The sequence below is a fragment of the Caldimicrobium sp. SLHALR3 genome, assembly GCF_058692735.1.
Genome location: NZ_CP182484.1, coordinates 985,023 through 1,002,124 on the forward strand (window position 1 = coordinate 985,023; position 17,102 = coordinate 1,002,124).

At 32.4% G+C, this 17,102-nt stretch carries 15 protein-coding genes; 10 read left to right on the top strand and 5 right to left on the bottom strand.

Annotated features, from left to right (window positions below):
* The first annotated feature begins 3 nt into the window (after window positions 1–3).
* Entirely contained in the window at window positions 4–1,602 is a 1,599-nt protein-coding gene (locus ACLGLP_RS05310) for a DHA2 family efflux MFS transporter permease subunit (RefSeq protein WP_492112240.1), read from the top strand.
* Window positions 1,599–2,891, top strand: a complete 1,293-nt coding sequence (purD, locus tag ACLGLP_RS05315; RefSeq protein ID WP_492112241.1) for a phosphoribosylamine--glycine ligase — start codon at window positions 1,599–1,601, stop codon at window positions 2,889–2,891. The genes ACLGLP_RS05310 and purD overlap by 4 nt, the downstream gene beginning before the upstream one ends.
* A gap of 14 nt (window positions 2,892–2,905) precedes the next feature.
* On the opposite strand, the gene purE is transcribed toward purD, so the two are convergent.
* The 3 genes from purE to ACLGLP_RS05330 form a co-directional block, all read right to left on the bottom strand.
* The gene (purE, locus tag ACLGLP_RS05320; RefSeq protein WP_492112242.1) at window positions 2,906–3,412 is read right to left on the bottom strand and encodes a 5-(carboxyamino)imidazole ribonucleotide mutase; all 507 of its coding nucleotides are present in this window, start codon (window positions 3,410–3,412) and stop codon (window positions 2,906–2,908) included.
* A gap of 18 nt (window positions 3,413–3,430) precedes the next feature.
* Window positions 3,431–4,036, bottom strand: coding sequence for a sulfurtransferase-like selenium metabolism protein YedF (yedF, locus tag ACLGLP_RS05325; protein ID WP_492112243.1), 606 nt, complete (start codon window positions 4,034–4,036; stop codon window positions 3,431–3,433).
* Between the two features lie 99 nt (window positions 4,037–4,135).
* Window positions 4,136–4,930 carry a glycosyltransferase family 9 protein gene (locus ACLGLP_RS05330; RefSeq protein ID WP_492112244.1) on the bottom strand — a complete coding sequence of 265 codons (795 nt, stop codon included), beginning with the start codon at window positions 4,928–4,930 and terminating at the stop codon, window positions 4,136–4,138.
* A 113-nt stretch (window positions 4,931–5,043) separates the two neighbouring features.
* On the opposite strand from ACLGLP_RS05330, the gene ACLGLP_RS05335 reads away from it, so the two are divergent.
* From ACLGLP_RS05335 to secD, 8 genes are all read left to right on the top strand, one after another.
* Entirely contained in the window at window positions 5,044–5,298 is a 255-nt protein-coding gene (locus tag ACLGLP_RS05335; protein WP_492112245.1) for a hypothetical protein, read from the top strand.
* A complete protein-coding gene (locus ACLGLP_RS05340) occupies window positions 5,234–5,857 on the top strand; it encodes a nucleotidyl transferase AbiEii/AbiGii toxin family protein (RefSeq protein WP_492112246.1) in 624 nt (207 codons plus the stop codon). The genes ACLGLP_RS05335 and ACLGLP_RS05340 overlap by 65 nt, the downstream gene beginning before the upstream one ends.
* A 155-nt stretch (window positions 5,858–6,012) precedes the next feature.
* On the top strand, window positions 6,013–7,146 hold the full coding sequence (locus ACLGLP_RS05345) for a DegT/DnrJ/EryC1/StrS family aminotransferase (RefSeq protein ID WP_492112247.1): 1,134 nt from the start codon (window positions 6,013–6,015) through the stop codon (window positions 7,144–7,146).
* Between the two features lies 1 nt (window position 7,147).
* Entirely contained in the window at window positions 7,148–7,927 is a 780-nt protein-coding gene (locus ACLGLP_RS05350) for a sugar phosphate isomerase/epimerase family protein (RefSeq protein ID WP_492112248.1), read from the top strand.
* Complete coding sequence (locus ACLGLP_RS05355) at window positions 7,866–8,891, top strand: lytic transglycosylase domain-containing protein (RefSeq protein ID WP_492112249.1); 1,026 nt, start codon at window positions 7,866–7,868, stop codon at window positions 8,889–8,891. Before ACLGLP_RS05350 ends, ACLGLP_RS05355 begins: the two co-directional genes overlap by 62 nt.
* 86 nt (window positions 8,892–8,977) lie before the next feature.
* Window positions 8,978–9,892, top strand: coding sequence for a DUF8196 domain-containing protein (locus ACLGLP_RS05360; RefSeq protein WP_492112250.1), 915 nt, complete (start codon window positions 8,978–8,980; stop codon window positions 9,890–9,892).
* 111 nt (window positions 9,893–10,003) lie between these two features.
* Complete coding sequence (locus ACLGLP_RS05365; RefSeq protein WP_492112251.1) at window positions 10,004–10,840, top strand: metal ABC transporter substrate-binding protein; 837 nt, start codon at window positions 10,004–10,006, stop codon at window positions 10,838–10,840.
* A 21-nt stretch (window positions 10,841–10,861) separates the two neighbouring features.
* Window positions 10,862–13,459, top strand: a complete 2,598-nt coding sequence (gene secD / locus ACLGLP_RS05370) for a protein translocase subunit SecD (RefSeq protein ID WP_492112252.1) — start codon at window positions 10,862–10,864, stop codon at window positions 13,457–13,459.
* Here secD and fmt read toward each other — a convergent pair.
* Both fmt and clpB read right to left on the bottom strand, forming a co-directional pair.
* Entirely contained in the window at window positions 13,434–14,366 is a 933-nt protein-coding gene (gene fmt / locus ACLGLP_RS05375) for a methionyl-tRNA formyltransferase (protein WP_492112253.1), read from the bottom strand. The two genes, secD and fmt, sit on opposite strands and share 26 nt — an antisense overlap.
* Window positions 14,366–16,984 (bottom strand): ATP-dependent chaperone ClpB, encoded by a 2,619-nt coding sequence (clpB, locus tag ACLGLP_RS05380; protein ID WP_492112254.1) that lies wholly within the window; start codon window positions 16,982–16,984, stop codon window positions 14,366–14,368. Before clpB ends, fmt begins: the two co-directional genes overlap by 1 nt.
* Between the last annotated feature and the right edge of the window lie 118 nt (window positions 16,985–17,102).

Consider the following 17,102-nt stretch of genomic DNA (forward strand, 5'->3'; position numbering starts at 1 on the left):
AAAATGCGTCAAACCGAGTTTTATCATCAAATATCTTCTTTTGAGAGAATAGCCATAACTATTACCCTTATGATAGGTCACTTTTTGGCTATTCTTAATACAACAGTTGTAAATACTATAATGCCCAAACTTCTTGGTCCTCTTTCTACAGATCTTTACGGAGTTCAGTGGGTAGGTATAAGTTATATGATTTCTGCAGCTATAGCCCTTCTTTTTGTAGAGAGTTTTTCAAGATATGTGGGATATTCTTTTTGCTACACAACTGGACTTGTTCTTTTTATAATTTTTAGTGGACTTTCTGGGTTTTCCAGTAGTTTGCCTCAAATGATTATTTTTAGAAGTTTTCAAGGCATTGGAGAAGCCTTTATTATGGCAACAGCTCAGACTATACTTCTTAATGTTTATCCTCCTGAAAAAAGAGGAACTGCTATGGGAATTTATAGTCTTGGAGTTAGCTTTGCTCCAGCTCTTGGTCCCACAGTGGGAGGCTTTCTTACTGAGTATATTTCCTGGAGATGGGCTTTTTATATAAATGTTCCTATTGGTATTCTTGATCTCGTAGCAGCTATATCTTTTTTACCCTTTGCTCTCGGGAGAAGAAAAGAGTTTTCCTTTAATTTTGTTAGCTACGGTTTAATTTCTTTTGCAACCATCTTTTTTCTTATAGCTGTCTCAAAAGGTCAACAATATGGCTGGTTTCAATCTACCTTCATAGTTTCCTTTCTTCTTTTAAGTTTTACCTTTTATTCCCTTTACTTTGCGGGAGAGCTAATGAGTAAAAAACCTTTAATAGACTTTAAAATTTATACTATTCCAGAATTTGGTCTGGCAATGGCTTTTCAGTTTTTTATTTTGGGTTTTGTTATGTATCAGGTTTTTTATTTAATTCCCCTTTATTATCAAAATCTAAAAGGACTTACTACCTTTCAAGCAGGAGTTCACATGCTTTCTTATGCTTCTTTTGTAGGTATTTTTTCCATTGTATCAGGTAGACTTTCCGATAAAATTCCACCAGAAACAATTCTTTTAGTTAATTTTTTAATTCTCAGTATTACTACCATTTTTCTTTTACCAAAACTCAATTATTATACTCCTGCTTTAAGAGCAGCAATTTTAACCATACCTTTGGGAATTGCTATGGGGTGCTTTTTTGCTCCTCTGACAACCCTTGCTTTTAGAAATCTTGGAGAGAAAATAGGTCTTGGAGTAGCCCTTTTTCATTATCAAAGATTTGTAGGAGGTTCAATAGGTATTGCAATAGCTACAAATACTCTTGAAAAAAGCACAAATTATCATTTTTTGAGAATTACAGAATTACAAGACTTTAGATATACTAATATGTTTTTGGAAAAATGGTGGAATATGGCACAAAAATATTTTTCTGAAGCCTACGCCTTAAAAAAGGCAAAAGCTTTATTGTATAAAGCAGAATACATTCAGGCTTTAAGCTTTGCCTTTCAGGATACTTTTAGAGAAACCTTTATCTGGACTCAAGTTGGCGGGATATTTCTAATAATTTTAATGCTTTATAGATTTAAGGTGTTGACATTTAAAAAGTCTTCCTATAATAAAATAAAAAGTCCAGAAGGGGCAGAAAAATGAAAATACTTGTTTTGGGAGGAGGAGGAAGAGAACATACCATTTGTTATGTCCTTTCAAAAAGTCCAAAGCTTCAAAAACTATATTGTCTTCCTGGTAACGGAGGGATTTCAGAAATAGCAGAGACAATAGAAAATGTTTCTATAACTGACTTTGGAAGTATTATTAAAATTTGCAAAGAAAAGGAAATTGATCTCGTAATCCCAGGTCCTGAGGAGCCATTAGTAAAGGGATTAAAAGATGCTCTTGAGAAGGAGAATATTAAAGTTTTTGGTCCTGATAGCACAGGGGCACTTATAGAAGGAAGCAAATCCTTTGCCAAGGAAATAATGAGTAAAGCTGGTGTTCCAACAGCTAAATTTGAGGTTTTTGATGATGCTTCAAAGGCAAAGGCTTACATAGAAAAAAAAGGAGCTCCTATAGTTGTTAAAGCTGATGGACTTTGTGCCGGGAAAGGGGTTTTTGTCTGCGAAACAAAAGAGGATGCGATCAGAGCTATTGAAAAAATAATGGAAGAAAAAGTCTTTGGAGAAGCCGGAAATAGAGTTGTAATAGAGGAAAGGCTTGTTGGAGAAGAGGCGTCTTATATTGTAATTACAGATGGATATACTTTTAAGGCTTTACCTACCTCTCAAGATCACAAAAGACTTCTTGACAATGATGAGGGTCCCAACACAGGGGGGATGGGAGCCTATTCACCTACTCCTTTGATTGATGAAGAACTTAGAAGAAAGATAGAAGAGAAGGTAATAGCCCCGGTTTTAAAAACTCTTGAAAAAGAGGGACATCCCTACCTCGGTTTTTTATATGCGGGTCTTATGATTGTTGATAAAGAGCCTTATGTTCTTGAATTTAATTGCAGGCTTGGGGATCCTGAAGCTCAGGTTATTTTACCAAGAATTGAAAACGATTTTCTTGAAATTATTGAGGCAACCTTAGAGGGAGAACTTGGAAAAATAGATTTGAAAGAAAAAAAGGAATCTGCAGTGTGTGTGGTGATGGCAAGCAAAGGATATCCTGGAAAGTATGAAAAAGGAAAAAAAATAGAAGGTCTTGATAGGGTTTCACAAATTCCGGGAGTTATTGTGTTTCATGCAGGGACAAAAAAGGTAAATGGAGAATTTTATACAAATGGAGGAAGGGTTCTCGGAGTAACTGCACTTGATAAGAATATACCTTCAGCTATAGAAAAGGCATACAAAGCAGTATCTATGATTCATTTTGAAGGAGCTCATTACAGAAAAGATATAGGGAAAAGAGCGTATAAATACTTAAATTTAAAACACTTTTAATGATAGAAAATAGATTAAGTGGTTAAGTATTCTTTATAACCTAATTTTTGAAGTTTTTCGTTTTTCTTTATTACATCTTCTTTTATTTTTTCTCTGTAAGCTTTTAACTTTTCTTTTATTTCTGGATATTTTATAGAAAGGATGTGGGCTGCAAGAAGAGCTGCATTTTTAGCATTATTTATACCAACTGTAGCAACAGGTATACCTGCTGGCATTTGAACAATAGATAAAAGGGAGTCAAGTCCATCTAAGGTTTTACTTTTAATTGGGACTCCTATTACGGGGACAACGGTCAACGCAGCTATTACACCTGGAAGGTGGGCTGCACCACCAGCTCCTGCAATTATTACTTCAATTCCCCTTTCTTCAGCAGTTTTTGCATATTCAAAAGCCTTTTCAGGAGTTCTGTGAGCAGATATGATGGAAATTTCATAGGGAATCTCAAAAAATTCTAAAAGCTCAACCGCATCCTTCATAACAGGGAGATCTGAATCACTTCCCATAAGAATTCCTACTTTCATAGATCCCCCTTAAATCTTTTATCCAATCCAAACGGTCTTTTTAGAATAAAAGATTCCTTCTAAATATACATCTGTTCCTGCTCTATGTCCGACCTTTAGTTTATCCTCTAACTGAAAATATTTCAAGCATGTTCCACAACTAAAAATTTCTACTCCTTTTTTTTCAAGCTTTTTAAGTAAGGGAATAAAATCTTCGTAAATAGTGGTTAGAAAAACCCCTTTGTTCATAAAAAAAATTCTGCTGGGGAAAAGATTGTGGGCAAGCATAGTTTCAAAATAGGCTTTCATAAGAATTTTTCCAAGCTCTTCGTCCTTTCCCATGGTATCAGTTGCCACCACAACAAACACTTCGCTTTCTTTTTCAATATCTAACTCACAGCTAATAGTAAAATCTTTTTTTATTTTGCCCCCTTTCTCAATAGTGATCAAAAAATTTGAATTTTCCTTTTCTACAGAAATAATTTTATGCCCCTGGGAGCTTGCAAATTTTTGGATATTTTTAAGAGCAGTCTCGTTATCTACAATTACCTTTATTTTTTCTCCTATATTTAAGGAGTCTAAAGCTTCTTTAGTTTTTATAACAGGTTGTGGACAGGGAAGCCCTTTTGCATCAACCTCCTTCATCTTCCAACCTCCAAGAAAGTTTTTATATAAAGTTTACTTTTAAAAATGGATAAGGCTAATAGAAAGTATTAATAAAATGTTAAGAAATTATTAGAAAAACTAATAATTAAAAAGCTTCAAAAACTCATTAAAAAGAGCATCTGGATTTAAGCAGGTTCTTTCTTCACATACATCAGGAAAACAGGGACTGCATTCTAAATTTAGAGATATGATTTTGTAATTAATCCCTATGGGTTTCCAGATAATGCTATCTGTTGGACCATAAAATAGAAGAGATTTAACTCCCAGATAACTAGCAAGGTGAGATATTCCGCTATCAAGTCCAATGAAAAGCTTCGCACTTTTCAAGGCTTGTGCTATGGATAATGGGTCAAAGCATTCCCAGTAGTTGAAAACTAAATTTTTTACCCATCTATCTGATTCTCCCACAAGGTATATTACTTCAAATCCCTTTGAATGCAGATATTTTTCAATTTTTTCAAAAAGCAAAAAGGGAGGAATCTTTTTGAATGAACCACTTCCGGGATGCAAAACAGCCTTTCCTTTAAGAGGACTTTCAGGACTCTTTTTTATAGGTAAAATAGGAGAATAATCCTTTTTCAGATTCAAAATTTTGAAGTAATAATCAACTATCCAGACTCTTTCAGAGGGAAATGGAGAAAAGCCTTCATTTTTACGAAATAAAATTTTTAGATCATAGTCCTTTTCAAGAATTTGAGGATAGAGATCACTATAGATTTCATCAACCCATCCCAAGGTTTTGGCTATTTTTAAATAATCTGTATTCCCTACAGCTACTATATAAAAATTTTTTCTTTTTAGTGTTTCAAAAATGGGAAAAGTGAGAAGGGTATCCCCCAGTGCTCCTCTTCTGTAAAAAAGGACTTTTTTCATTTTTTTGTTGGGAAAATTTCTTGGGAGAATACCAAAACTAAAGTATAATTATTATAAAACATTATATCAAGGATTAAATTTCAAATTTAAAAGAAAACTAAAAGTTATTTGAGATGGAAAAATACCTCTGGGATGGGACAAAAAGCAAAGATGTGCTTGTTTTCAGAAAAATGTGCGGAGAGCCTTATGAAACACTTCTAAAAGAGTATCCTGTGGAATATCTAAAAGATCTTTATTTCAAGTTTTATTATCAGATGGATAAAAGAAACAGAAATTTCTGGAAAATAATTCTGGAGATTTCAGATGATGAAATTGCCAGAGAAGCTAAAAAAAGTTTTAGAGAAGCTTGTAAAATCTGGGATTATTGAAGAAAGTTTTTATTTAGCAGGTGGCACAGCTTTAGCCTTAAAGTATAATCATAGAACTTCAAAAGACTTTGACTTTTTTTCTGAAGTTTTTTTTCAAAAACCTGTCCTTCTTCATTTAAATACTCTTCAAAAGCACGGAAATCTGGAAGTGGAAACACTTAAGGATGACACTTTGATCTTTTATCTTGATGGAGTAAAATGCAGTTTTTTCCTTTATCCCTATAAGTTAATAAAACCTGTGGAAATAATAGAAAACGTGGCTGTGGCTTCAGATGAGGATATAGCAGGAATGAAAGCAATAGCCATTATGCAGAGAGGAACAAAAAAAGACTTTTATGATCTGTGGTTTCTTATGAAGACTCACAGGTGGAATTTGAACAAAATTAAAGAGATTTGCAAGAGCAAATATGGTAAGGTTTTTTCTGAAGCAGCTTTTGAAAGGGCTGTGATTTATTTTGAAGATGCGGAGCTTGATATTCTTCCAGAGATAGAGCCTCTCTGGGAAGGAATAAAACTCTTTTTCATAAAAGCTATTAAAAATAAAACAAATCACTCGTAAGCGAATTTCGAAGTGATACATAAGGTAGATGAAATTTATCACTGGATAGCTAAGTGTGCAGTCATTGCAAGTGGTAAAAATTTCCTTTGGAAATTCTTAAAAACTAAAGTATAATTATTGTAATTTTTTATTACAAGGTTTTAAAGGAAAAAAGTATGAAGAAGATACCTTTTATAGATCTTAAAAGATGTTATGAGGTTTATAAAGAAGAGTTAGAAAGTAAGGTTTTAGAGGTTTTGAGAAGTGGTATTTATTTAAATGGACCAAATACCAGAGAACTTGAGGAGACCTTAGCTGATTATTTGGGGACTTCTTATGCCATAGGAGTCTCTTCTGGGACAGAGGCACTTTTTCTTATTTTAAAAGCTTTAAATCTTCCTCAAAACACCTATGTTCTTGTTCCTTCCTTCACTTTTGTTTCCACCGCTGAGGTAGTGATAAGAGCCGGGCTAATTCCTTATTTTGTTGATGTAGAAAAGAACACTTATAACATGTCTTTTAAAAGTTTAGTTGAAAGCTATGAAAAATTAAAAAAGAAAAGAAAAAAAATTTCAGCGGTAATAGCTGTGAGTCTTTTTGGGCTTCCTGCAGACTTAAAAGAGATTAGCGAATTTTGTAAAGAAAAGAAAATTTACTTAATTGAGGATATATGTCAGGCTTTTGGAGCAAAGATTGGAGAAAAGAAGGTGGGAACCTTTGGTATAGCTTCTGCAACCTCTTTTTATCCCACTAAACCACTTTCTACTTTTGGGGATGCTGGAATGGTATTTACCTCAAATAGAAAACTTGCAGAACTCATAAGAAGATTAAAGGAACACGGCCAGACAAAGCCTTATTTTTATAAATATCATGGGTTAAATGGCAGAATAGATGAAATACATAGTGCAATTTTACTTGTAAAATTTAAATATTTTGAAAAAGAATTAGAACTGAGAAAAAAAATTGTAGAAAAATATATAAACGGTTTAAAAGATTTAGAGCCTTATCTCAAACTTCCTTATTTTCCTAAAAATTATTTTTCTTCCTATTCTTTATTTACAATAAGAGCTAAAAATAGAGATAAACTGAAAAAATTTTTAGAAGAAAGAGGAATAATAACAGGAATTTATTACAGAAAACCTTTGCATTTACAGCCTATTTATAGGGAGCTTAATTTTAAAAACGGAGATCTTCCTATTACAGAAAGACTTTCAAAAGAGGTTTTAAGTCTCCCTCTATATCCCTATTTGACTGAGGAAGAAGTTGATTATGTTATTTTATCAATAAAGAATTTTTATAAAGGTGCTTAAGATGGAAGAATTGGTTTTTGTTTCCATTCCTTGGGAGCTTTTGTTGAATAAATATTTTCCTTTAGTTCTTGAAACAAAAATAAATTTAGAAATATCTATAAATGCAAAGGCACTTGATAATTATTCTTATTTAGATTTCAAACATATTGCAAAGAAACTTAAAGATTATGGCATAAAAACAACTATTCATTTACCTTTTATGGATTTATCTGTGGGGGCGCTTGATCCTTGGATAAAAGAAGTGAGTTTAAAAAGAATTTTTTTGAGCATGGAAAGGGCTTCTCTTTTTGAGCCTTTAAATCTTGTTTTACACTCTGGATATCATATGGATTATCATAGAGAAGCAAAAGAGGAATGGAGAGAAAGTTTTATAAAGGGTTTGGAAAAGATTTTAATTCTGGCAGAAGAACTTGGTTTAACCATATCCTTGGAAAATGTTTTTGAGCCAGATCCTGAATTTTTAAAGCCTGTTTTTGAAAATTTTAAAGGAAAACTTTATTGGTGCTTTGATCCTGCTCATGCAAGAGTGTTTTCTGAAAAAGAAGAAATGGAATGGTTAAAAGTCCTTTATCCTTATCTTAAAGAAATTCATTGCCATGATAATTTAGGAAAATATGATGATCATTTAGCCATAGGAAAGGGGAAAGTGAGGTTTAAAGAAGTATTTGACTTTCTTAAAGAAAAAAATATAAGACCTCTATTAGTTTCAGAAGCTCATAATGAAGAAGATACTTACATTAATGTGGAGATACTTCTCAATGTTTTTAAGGGGGATTATTAGTTTAATAATATGGATAATTTTTTTAATTTTCCCTTTTAGGGTAAATTCTGAAAGTGAGCTTTTAAATAAAGAGTTTTATCAAGATGAGGCTTATGAAGCAACAGAGGAACTTCCGCCCCAAATTATAAAGAACTTACCTCCCGACATAAATGCTCAAGTAGCTTATTTTCTTAAATATTTCACTAACGAAAAAAAAGAAGTTTTAGAAAGCTGGTTTGCAAGATGTTCTCTTTTTTTACCTTATTTTAAAGCAATTTTCAAAGAATACAGACTTCCAGAAGATTTAGTATATCTTGCTTTTATTGAAAGTGGTTGCAATCCTCTTGCTACTTCTCCTGCAGGTGCAGCTGGTATATGGCAATTTATGGAATTAACAGCAAAAAGATACGGGTTGAAAATAAACGATTGGATTGACGAAAGAAGAGATTTTATTAAATCTACTTATGCAGCAGCGAAATATTTAAAAACTTTATATGAGGCTTTTGGAGACTGGAGAATAGCTATAGCAAGTTATAATTTAGGAGAAGGTAAACTTAAAAGAATTTTAGCAGCTAAAAATTTTATGGATTACTGGCAGGTATTGAATTCAAATAGTTTACCTGTTGAGACAACTGCCTATTTACCTCAATGGATGGCTATTACATTAATAGCAAAAAATCCTAAAAAATACGGATTATCTTTTGAAGAAAATAAAGTCTTTGATTACGAAGAGATAAAAGTAAATGGCGGAGTTGATTTAAGAGTATTTTCTGTTGCTGGAGAAATAGATTATAAAATTCTCTTACTTTTAAATGCAGAACTAAGAAGAAGAATAACACCTCCAGGAAATTTTTATGTTTTAAAAATACCTTTTGGAAAAAAGGAGCTTTTACAAAAAAATCTTTTATCCTTAAAAACTGTTATAAAAACAAAGGAAATTAATGGAAAGAAAATAGAATTCGTTACTCTTTCAGATGAGCTTTAATATAATATTTTATTCAATGAAACTTTATGTTGACAAATTTTGAAAATAACCTAAATTCTTTTTAAGATTTTTAAAAAGGGGAAAAGATGGGGGTTTTAATAGTTGATCTTTATCGTGAATTACAAAATCTTGAACCTCATTTGAGGGAAATTTTCTTTAAAATTCTTGAGAAAATTGATCAAGTTATCGGGGAGACTGTGAGGAGAGAAGATTTTCTTGAGCTTAAAAATATTGTAGAAAAAATTTCAAATACCCTGATGGTTTTGGCTGAGGCACAGAAAAGAACAGAGGAAAAGGTTGAGGCTTTAGCTGAGGCTCAGAGGAGAACTGAGGAAAGACTTGAGGCTCTTGCTGGAGCACAGAGGAAAACCGAGGAGAGACTTAATACTTTAAGTGAAAAGGTTGAGGCTTTAGCTGAGGCTCAGAGGAGAACTGAGGAAAGACTTGAGGCTCTTGCTGGAGCACAGAGGAAAACCGAGGAGAGACTTAATACTTTAAGTGAAAAGGTTGAGGCTTTAGCTGAGGCTCAGAGGAGAACTGAAGAGGAACTTAGAAAACTTGTTGAAGAGCATAGAAAAACGAGAGATGATCTTGATAAACTTCGCAAAGATTTTGGAGGCTTTACTACAAGTCTCAGCTATGCTTTTGAAAACGAAGCTTATAGACGTCTTCCTTCTTTTTTAAAAGAAAAATATGGAATTGAAGTAATTGAAAGATTTATTAGAACTTGCATTAAAGGTGAAGAAATTAACTTTTTTGCTAAGGGGAAATTTAATGGTAAGGAAGTTTATATTATAGGTGAGTCAAAGATTAGATTTGAGGAGAAAAAGAAGGATTTTGAAAAAACTCTCAAGCAGCTTAAGAAAAAGGAAAAGGCATTAAAGGAAGAATATGGAGAAGTTGAGTTGGTAAAACTTATTGTTACCCATTTTGCAACCAAGGAAGCTATAAAGCTTGCCAAAAAAGAAGGAATAATAGTTGTGCAAAGTTTTGAATGGTAAGCCAATTTCAGTGGATTTTCGTATTTTAAAATAGAATATATCCTAAATTTTTTATTGACTTTTTAAAAAGTATAATTTAAAATTTTTAGGAATTTTTAGGAGGTTTAAAATATGAAAATAGTTCAGTTATTTTTAAGAATATTTTTAGGTATTTTAATTTTATTTTTTCTAAAAGATTCTCTTTATGCATTAGAAATAATTGTTTCTAATCAACCTTTGGAAAAGATTGTAAAAGAAATTGCGAAAGAGCATAACATTTACAGACTTCAGAGTGAAAAAGAGGACTTCCACTTTTTTGAACCCACTCTTTCTCAGTGGCAAAGGATCAAATCAGCAGATCTTGTTATAATTGTAGGAACTGAAAGCTGGGCAAAGAAGGTATATCAATTGAGAAAAGATAAAAAAACTTTAAGTCTTTCAAGAGGAGAATTTAAATTTTCAGATCCTCATCTTTGGTTTGATATAGAAAGAATAAAAGTATTGGTAAAGGATTTTACTGACTATTTAATTACAAAAGAGCCTTCAAAAGAAAAAGTTTATCAAAGAAGAAAAGAGGAATTTTTAAGGTCTTTAGATAAAGTTCAAAAGGAATATCAAGCTCTTAAAAGGTGTAAATTAAAAGAGATTTATCTTTTAGGTCATCCTGTTTTTGGCTATCTTTTGAAAGATTCTGGAGTGAGAGAAGTTACTCTTTTAAAAAGTCATCATAAAGAAGGGGAACCAAGCATTAAAGCTTTAATAGAGATTTATAAAAAAGCTAAAAATTCAGGAAGTAAAATTGTATTTTTAACAGATCCTGAATTTGAAAGATATCGAAAATTTTTTGAAGAAAGAGGAATCAAAGTTATAAAACTTTGGTCTGGTGGAACCTATTACATGCCAGGAAGCTATATAGATCTCTTAAATTATAATTTAGAAAACATTAGAAAAGCACTTGAATGTAAGTAAAGTCTTAAGGGAGATCTGGTTTTGTCTTTAAAACTAAAGTTAAAAATAGGATTAGTAATTTTTTTGATTCTATTTTCAGGATTCCTTTTACTTCCCACCTTTGTAAAAGAGCTTCCTCCTTGGTTTAAGAAATATATTTATAGAGGTGAGCTAAAGCTCGGTCTTGATTTAAAAGGTGGAGTTCATTTAGTTTTACAACCTGATTTAGATAAGGCTTTAAAAAATCAATTCGATAATTATTTGCAGGATATAAAAGCTCAACTTGTAAGAGCAGACATTAGATTTGACCTAATTCCTCAAGAAAATAAGGCAAGTTTGAAGTTTTATAGAGAAGAGGATTTGCAAATATTTAAAAAGGACATTTTAAAAGACTTTAAAGAACTTCAGATAACTAAGGAAGAAAAGAAGGAAGGAGCATTTTTTGTAGAAATTGCCTTATCAGAAGAAAAAATCTCCTATATAAAAGAGCATATTTTAAATCAGGTTCTTGAGGTAATAAGAAATAGAATTGACCAATTTGGAGTGGCAGAACCTATAATAACTAAACAGGGCTCAGATAAAATTGTAATTCAACTTCCTGGACTAAAAGATCCTCAAAGAGCTATAAATGTAATAGGGCAGACTGCTCAGCTTGAATTTAAACTTGTAGATGAAGAAACCATGCAAAAACTCGATTTAAATGCTCTTATTAATTCCCTTATAAAAGAAGGTAAGATTTCTCCAGATGCGTCCTTAGAGGAATGGAGAAGGATTATAAGTTCTTATATTCCTGTAGATTCCGAGTTTTACTTTTTAGTAGAAAAAGATAGAAAAACCGGTAAAATTATTAAAAAACCTATAATTCTTAAAAAAGAGGCAGTTCTTACAGGAACTTATCTTAAAAATGCTCAAGTTAGAATAGATCCACAGTTTAATGAGCCTTATGTATGGCTTCAATTTGATTCAAGAGGAGCAAAGATATTCGAACAGATTACCTCTTCAAATGTAGGTAAAAGACTTGCCATTGTTCTTGACGAAGTAGTTAGGTCTGCACCTGTTATTAGGGAGAAGATTTCAGGAGGAGAGGCTCAGATTACAGGTGGTTTTACTATGGAAGAGGCTTCAGATCTTGCTCTTGTTTTAAGAGCCGGAGCCCTTCCTGCTCCAGTTAAAATTTTACAAAATATTACCATTGGTCCTTCTCTTGGAAAAGATTCAATTCAAAAGGGAATTGTAGCAGGTTTGATAGGAGCAACAGCTGTTGTCCTATTTACTTCTATTTATTATACAATTTCTGGAATGATAGCAGTTTTTGCGCTTATTTTAAATATTTATTTTCTTTTAGCTCTTTTATCTGCCTTTCAGGCAACCCTTACTCTTCCTGGAATTGCAGGAATTATCTTGAGTATAGGGATGGGTGTTGACTCAAATGTGCTTATTTTTGAGAGGATTAGAGAAGAATTAAAATTAGGAAGAAGCACCTTTTCTTCTATTTTTCAAGGATATTCAAGAACTTTCTGGACTATATTTGATGCCCACATTACAGTGCTTATAACTTCTTTAATTTTGTTTATTTTTGGAACAGGACCTATCAGAGGTTTTGCAGTAACTCTTTCCATCTCTATCATAGTTAATCTTTTTACAGCTATTTTTGTAACCAAAATATTTTATGAATATCTTTACGAAGGGGGAAAGGATTTTAAGATCAAGTTTTTCGAAATTATAAGAAATCCTAAATTTAATTTTATGAAGTATAAAAAAATATTTGCAGGACTATCTATCATCCTTTCTATAATAGGAATAATAGCCTTTATTCAGGCTTTTAGAGGAAAGGCAAATCTTGGAATAGACTTTACAGGTGGAACACTTCTTTACCTGAAAAGTGAAACTCCTCCAGCTCTTGATAAAGTAAGAAAAGCTCTTTTAGAGGAGGGATTCAAGGATTTTACCCTTCAGGATGTAAAAGGAGAAAATATGCTTCTTTTAAAGCTAAAAAGCTCTAAGGAAACTCTTACCGAGGATGTGGAAAAAATTCTAACTACTTTAAGAACTAAGTGCTCTGAATATAAATTTACTCTTTTAGCAAAAGAAGAAATAGGAGCAACTATAAGTAAAGAATTAAAAAACAAGGCTACCTTTGTAATTCTTGGTGCTTTAATAGGAATTATTCTTTACTTAACTTTTAGATTTGATTTTTATTTTGGTGTAGCAGCAGGAATTGCAACATTCCACGATGTATTGGTAACCCTTGCAATATTTTACCTTTTAGGAAAGGAAATAAACCTCCTTTTTATTACAGCTTTACTTACCTTAGCTGGTTACTCATTAACAGACACAGTAGTTATTTTTGACAGAATAAGAGAAAATATTTTAAATAAAAAGTTTGACGAATTTGATAATTTAATAAATGTTAGCATAAATGAGGTGCTATCAAGAACTGTAATCACTACTCTTACCACTCTTTTTGGCTCGGTAAGTCTTTTAATATTTGGAGGAACTGTTATAAGAGATTTTGCTCTTGCTTTAACTATTGGATTTATCGTAGGGATTTATAGTTCTATATTTATCGCTTCTCCAATTTTAAAGATTTTACACAAAGGAAGGATTCCTCATCTTACTCCAAAAGATCACCTTTTTTAAGTCTTTGACCGCAGGCAAATTCATAAGCAGAAATTTTTTTCTTACCCTCTAACTGGACCTCTTTGAGTAAGATTGCATCCTTAGAAGTAGCAACAAGTATGCCATCTTTATTTATTTCTAAAATAGTTCCTGGTTTTTCATTATGTTCAAATGTTATAGCCTTAGCTGAAAATATTTTTAAAATTTTATTTTTATAATAAGTAAAAGCAGTTGGCCAGGGTAAGAAAGCCTTTACTTTTCTCTCTATTTTTTGAGCAGGTTCTTCAAAAGTAAAAAATCCGTCTTCTTTTTTTAAAATAGGAGCATAGGAGATATCGTTTTCTGGCTGTGGAAAAGGTTTGAGTTTTCCCTTTTTATGTAATTCAATAGCTTCAAGGATAGCTTCTTTTCCTAAAAAGCTGAGTTTTTTAGAAAGACTTATAGCATCATCTTCTTCAGAAATTTCTATCTTTTTTTGCAAAAGTATAGGACCGGTATCAAGTCCTTCATCCATAATCATTATAGTAATACCTGTTTCTCTTTCCCCTTCAAAAATTGCCCAGTTTATAGGAGAAGCGCCTCTATACTTTGGAAGAAGAGATGCATGTATATTCCAGCAGCCAAATTTAGGGATTTCTAAAAGCTCTCTCGGTAATATTTTACCATAAGCACAAACAACAATAAGATCTGGATTTAGTTCTCTTATAGTACTTAAAAATTGGGGGTCTTTTAATTTTAGAGGTTCTAATACTTTTATACCTTTTGATAAAGCCCAGGTTTTAACAGGAGAGGGAGAAGGTTTTAATCCCCTCCCTTTTGGTTTATCTGTTTGGGTAACAACAGCTACTAAGTCTTCTTTTTCGTAAAGACCCTCTAAAGGAGGAATGGCAAATTCAGGAGTTCCAAAAAAAATTATTTTATATTTCATTAATGAAGAGCCACCTTTTTAAACTCTTCTACTTCTCCAGCTTTTCTAAATTCAAATTCTCTGGCTTCATTTACATCAACTATTATTTTATCTCCTTCGTTAAAAACTCCCTCTAAAATTTTTAAAGCTAAGACATTTTCAATATACTTTTGAATAGTTCTCTTTAGAGGTCTTGCACCAAATACTGGATCATACCCGTAAGTAGCAAGAAGTTCTTTAGCTTTATCTGTTAATTCTAAAACCATTCCCTTTTCTGCAAGTCTTTCATTAAGATATCTAATTTGAATGTCCACAATTTTAATTATATCATCTCTTGTGAGATTGTTAAATACTATGATTTCGTCAATTCTATTTAAAAACTCAGGTCTGAAAGTAGATTTAAGAAGTTCAAAAACTCTGTCTTCTATTTCTTTACGGGATAAAGATAGGTCTTGGAAGTAAAAGCTTCCTACATTTGAGGTCATTATGATAATTGTATTTTTAAAATCAACGGTTCTTCCCTTTCCATCAGTTAGTCTTCCATCATCAAGAACCTGAAGGAGTATGTTAAAAACATCAGGATGAGCTTTTTCTATTTCGTCAAAAAGGATAACAGAATACGGTTTTCTTCTTACTGCTTCAGTTAATTGACCACCTTCTTCGTAACCTACATATCCAGGTGGAGCACCTATAAGTCTTGCAACTGAGTGTTTTTCCATATATTCACTCATGTCAATTCTTATCATGGCATCTTCTGTATCAAACATAAATTCTGCAAGTGCTTTTGCTAATTCTGTTTTTCCAACTCCTGTGGGACCAATGAAAAGGAATGAACCTATAGGTCTTCTTGGATCTTTTAATCCTGCTCTTGCTCGTCTTAAAGCATTAGCTACTGCAGATATGGCATGATCCTGACCGACCACCCTTTGTTTCAACCTTTCTTCGATTTTCAAAAGTTTTTCTCTCTCACTCTCAAGAAGCCTACTCACAGGAATTCCCGTCCACTTAGATACAATTTGAGCTATATCTTCTGCATCCACTTCTTCTTTTAGAAATTTATGTTCTTTTTGTAATTCTTCTAATTTTTTATTTTTATCCTCTAATTCTTTCTGAAGCTGAGGAATAATACCATATATAATTTCTGCCACCCTGTTTAAATCTCCTTGTCTTTCAGCTTGTTGAGCTTCAATTTTTAGTTGATCAATTTTTTCCTTTAATTTTCTTATACTCTGAATTATTTCTTTTTCCTTTAACCATTGAGCTTTTAAAGTTTCAGCCTTTTCTTTAAGTTCGTTTAGCTGTTCAAGAAGCTTATTTAATCTTTCTCTTGCCTTAGGATCTGTCTCTTTTTCTAAAGCTACTTTTTCAATTTCAAGCTGTTTAATTTTTCTTTCTATTTCGTCTATTTCTGTTGGCATAGAATCTATCTCTATACGAAGTTTTGCTGCAGCCTCATCTATTAAGTCTATAGCCTTATCAGGAAGGTATCTATCGCTAATATATCTGTGAGAAAGCATAACAGCAGCGATAATGGCATTATCAGTAATTCTGACTCCGTGATGAACTTCGTATTTTTCCTTTAATCCTCTTAAAATGGCTATTGCTTCTTCTGGAGTGGGTTCATCTACATAAACTGGTTGGAATCTTCTTTCAAGGGCTGGGTCTTTTTCTATGTATTTGCGATATTCATCAATTGTTGTAGCTCCAATACATCTAAGTTCACCTCTTGCAAGAGCAGGTTTAAGCATGTTAGCTGCATCAATTGCACCTTCTGCAGCTCCTGCACCAACAATAGTGTGAATCTCGTCAATAAAAAGAATGATTTCTCCTTCACTTGCCTGTATTTCCCTCAAAACAGCTTTAAGCCTTTCCTCAAACTCACCTCTAAACTTTGTTCCTGCAAGCAAAGCACCCATATCCAGTTGAATGATTCTTTTGTTTTTCAATACTTCTGGAACATCTCCCGCAACAATTCTTTGAGCAAGACCCTCTACAATGGCTGTTTTACCAACTCCTGGTTCTCCAACAAGAACAGGATTATTTTTAGTTCTTCTTGATAAAATGTGCATAATTCTTCTTATTTCTTCATCTCTTCCAATAACTGGATCAAGTTTTCCAGCTTTGGCAAGAGCTGTTAAATCTCTTCCAAATTTTTCCAAAGCCTGATACTTCTCCTCTGGATTTTGATCTGTAATTCTTTGCCCTTTTCTTATTTTCATAATTTCTTCTTTAGCATTACTAAAAGTGATTCCCCTTTTTCTTAAAATTTCTCCCGCTCTTGTGGGGCTGTCAATTATACTTAAAAATAAATGCTCCGTAGATATGTACTCATCTCTCATTTCCTTAGCTAATGCTTCAGCTTTATCAAGGATCTGTTTCAGGTTCATTGAAAGATATAGTTGATATGTTCCATATGTGAGTTTGGGAAATTTTTCTAAAATTTCGTCTAAATCAGAAGAAATAATTTTTGAATTAACCCCCAATCTATCGAGAATAGTAGGTATTATTCCTCCTTCTTGTTCAACTAAAGCTTTTAGTAAGTGCTCAGCTTCTAATTGAGGATGGCTATAAGCTTCAGCTAATCGCTGAGCACTTTGTAAAGCCTCTTGAGCTTTAAAAGTAAATTTGTCAAGTCTCATTTTTTACCCCCTAAGGTAAAAGTTTTTTATTAAAAATAAATACGATCGTTAAAGTTTCAATATGTGTATCATTGATAAATTGTTATAAAAATTATACTAAAATTACTTCAGTTTAACT